This is a genomic window from bacterium (assembly GCA_016873475.1).
Taxonomy (GTDB): domain Bacteria; phylum Krumholzibacteriota; class Krumholzibacteriia; order JACNKJ01; family JACNKJ01; genus VGXI01.
The window spans coordinates 1-1,965 of sequence record VGXI01000373.1 but is presented as its reverse complement, the minus strand read 5'-3'; the positions used below and the strand labels follow the sequence as shown (position 1 = coordinate 1,965).

The following is a 1,965-nucleotide window of genomic DNA, read 5'->3' as shown; positions in this document are numbered from 1 at the left end:
GTGCGGCAGCAGCCAGCGCGCGTCCGTGCTGTAGCGGTGGAAGCCCCCGCCGAGCTGATCGTGGATGCCGCCGGCGGCCATGGCCTCCAGCGTGCGCGTGGCCATGCGGAGCAGGGTTTCGTCGCCCGAGCGCGCGTGCTCGTCCATGAGAAGCGTGAGCGCCTGGTGCGGCGGAAACTTGGGCGCGCCGCCGAAGCCGCCATGCACGGGATCGAAGTCCGCGGCGAGCGCACTCAGCGCGGCGTCGATGAGATCGCGGCCGGCCGGCCCGCCGGGCGCAGGCGCGGGAAGCGCGCCCGAGGCAACAATCGCCTCCACCACCGCCTCGGCCTGCGCGAGTGCATCGGCGCGGCGCGCGTGCCAGATCTCGCTGAGCGCGATCAGCATGGACCCAAAGCCCGGCCGCTGCGGGCCGCGGTCCTCGCGGGGAAAGTAGGTGCCGCAAAACCAGGGCCTGCCGTCGGGCGTGAGCCAGAGCGAGTTCGGCCAGCCGCCGCGCCCGGTGAACAGCTGAGTGGCCGTCATCATGGCGGCGTCCAGGTCCGGCCGCTCCTCGCGATCGACCTTGATGCAGACGTAGCGCGCGTTCATCAGCGCGGCGGTGGCCGGGTCCTCGAAGGACTCGTGCTCCATGACGTGGCACCAGTGGCAGGTGGCGTAGCCCACCGAGAGGAAGATCGGCTTGTCCTCGCGCGCGGCGCGCGCGAGCGCCTCCGGGCCCCAGGGATACCAGTCGACGGGGTTGCGCGCATGCTGGCGCAGGTAGGGCGACGCCTCGAAGACGAGGCGGTTGAACTCGGCCCCGCCGTCGGCGGGCAGGGCGGCGATGGCCGCGGCGTCGGGAAGGAGTGCGCGCATGCCCCCAAGGTCGGCCGCGCGCGCGCGGGCCGCAAGGCGCGATCGATCAAGACCTTTGCGTCCCCTAGTCGGGTTCCTCGCCCGGCCCCTCGCGCAGGCGGCGCTTCGCCCAGGGCACGAGCAGCGCGAGGAAGACGAGCACGCCCGCGGCGATGAAGACGAGCCGCAGCGGCAGGCGGCCGCCCGCCACGAGCTGCGCGAGGGCGTCGCTGCCGGCGACATAGAAGAGGTGGCCGGGCAGCATCGCGAGCCAGGTCCAGAAGAGGTAGGTGCCGAAGCGCACGCGAGTGAGGCCGAGGGCGAAGTTGAGCAGGCTGTAGGGGAAGATCGGGAAGAGGCGCGCGAGGGCGACGGCGAGCGCGCCGCGCTGGGCCGTCCAGCGCTCGAGGCGCTGGAAGCCGCGGCGGTGCTCCAGGCGCCGGCGCACGAAGTCGCGCCCAAGACCGCGGGCGAGCAAGAAAGCCAGCGCGGCGCCCAGCGTGGTGCCCGCGCTGGCGACGATCAGGCCCTTCACCGTGCCGAAGAGGGCGCCCGCCGCGAGCGTGAGCGGCAGGCCGGGCAGCGCGCTCACGCCGAGCAGCGCGAAGAGGCCGAGGAAGACGAGCGCGCCCGCGCGGCTGTGCGTGGCGATCCAGGCGCGCAGCTCGCCGAGGTCCGAGCCCAGGCCGAGCGCGTGGCCCAGCCAGAAGCAGCCGCCGACGATCAGCGGCAGGGCCAGCGCGCGCAGCCAGACGCCGCGCGGGATGGCCGGCTTGCGCGTCGCGTGCACGCCACCTCCTCGGCTCGGGCCGGGCGCCGGCGCCCGACGCCGCGGCCCGCAGACGCTAGCCCAGCGCCGCGGGTCGGGGCAAGCCACAAGCCCTCGCCCACCCGCCCCCGGGGGCGGGTGAACGATCTCGCGTAGAATCAAATCCTTAGCTTGACCATTCACGGCGTGAATGGATATCATCCACGCCATGAATACACTCCCCCGCCTCGTGGAAGGCGCGCTGGCCGAGCGGCTGCGGGTGATGCCGGCGGTTGTGGTGACCGGCGCGCGGCAGACCGGCAAGAGCACCCTGGTCGCCAAGCGCGTGCCGGGCCAGCGGCGCTACGCATCGCTGGACG

General features: G+C 73.7%; 3 protein-coding genes. 1 reads left to right on the top strand and 2 read right to left on the bottom strand.

The features are described from left to right. Together FJ251_15890 and FJ251_15885 are read right to left on the bottom strand one after the other, a co-directional pair. Positions 1-858: thioredoxin domain-containing protein (locus FJ251_15890; GenBank protein ID MBM4119183.1), on the bottom strand; the 858-nt coding region annotated here is incomplete at its 3' end. 64 nt (positions 859-922) lie between these two features. Continuing rightward, positions 923-1,816 carry a TVP38/TMEM64 family protein gene (locus tag FJ251_15885; GenBank protein MBM4119182.1) on the bottom strand — a complete coding sequence of 298 codons (894 nt, stop codon included), beginning with the start codon at positions 1,814-1,816 and terminating at the stop codon, positions 923-925. On the opposite strand from FJ251_15885, the gene FJ251_15880 reads away from it, so the two are divergent. Then, the coding region (locus FJ251_15880; GenBank protein MBM4119181.1) for an ATP-binding protein at positions 1,815-1,965 on the top strand (151 nt) is incomplete at its 3' end. The two genes, FJ251_15885 and FJ251_15880, sit on opposite strands and share 2 nt — an antisense overlap.

Coding starts and splice junctions, on each gene's coding strand:
- FJ251_15885 (MBM4119182.1), bottom strand. CDS start 1,816: ATGGCGTGGATGATATCCATTCACGCCGTGAATGGTCAAGCTAAGGAT.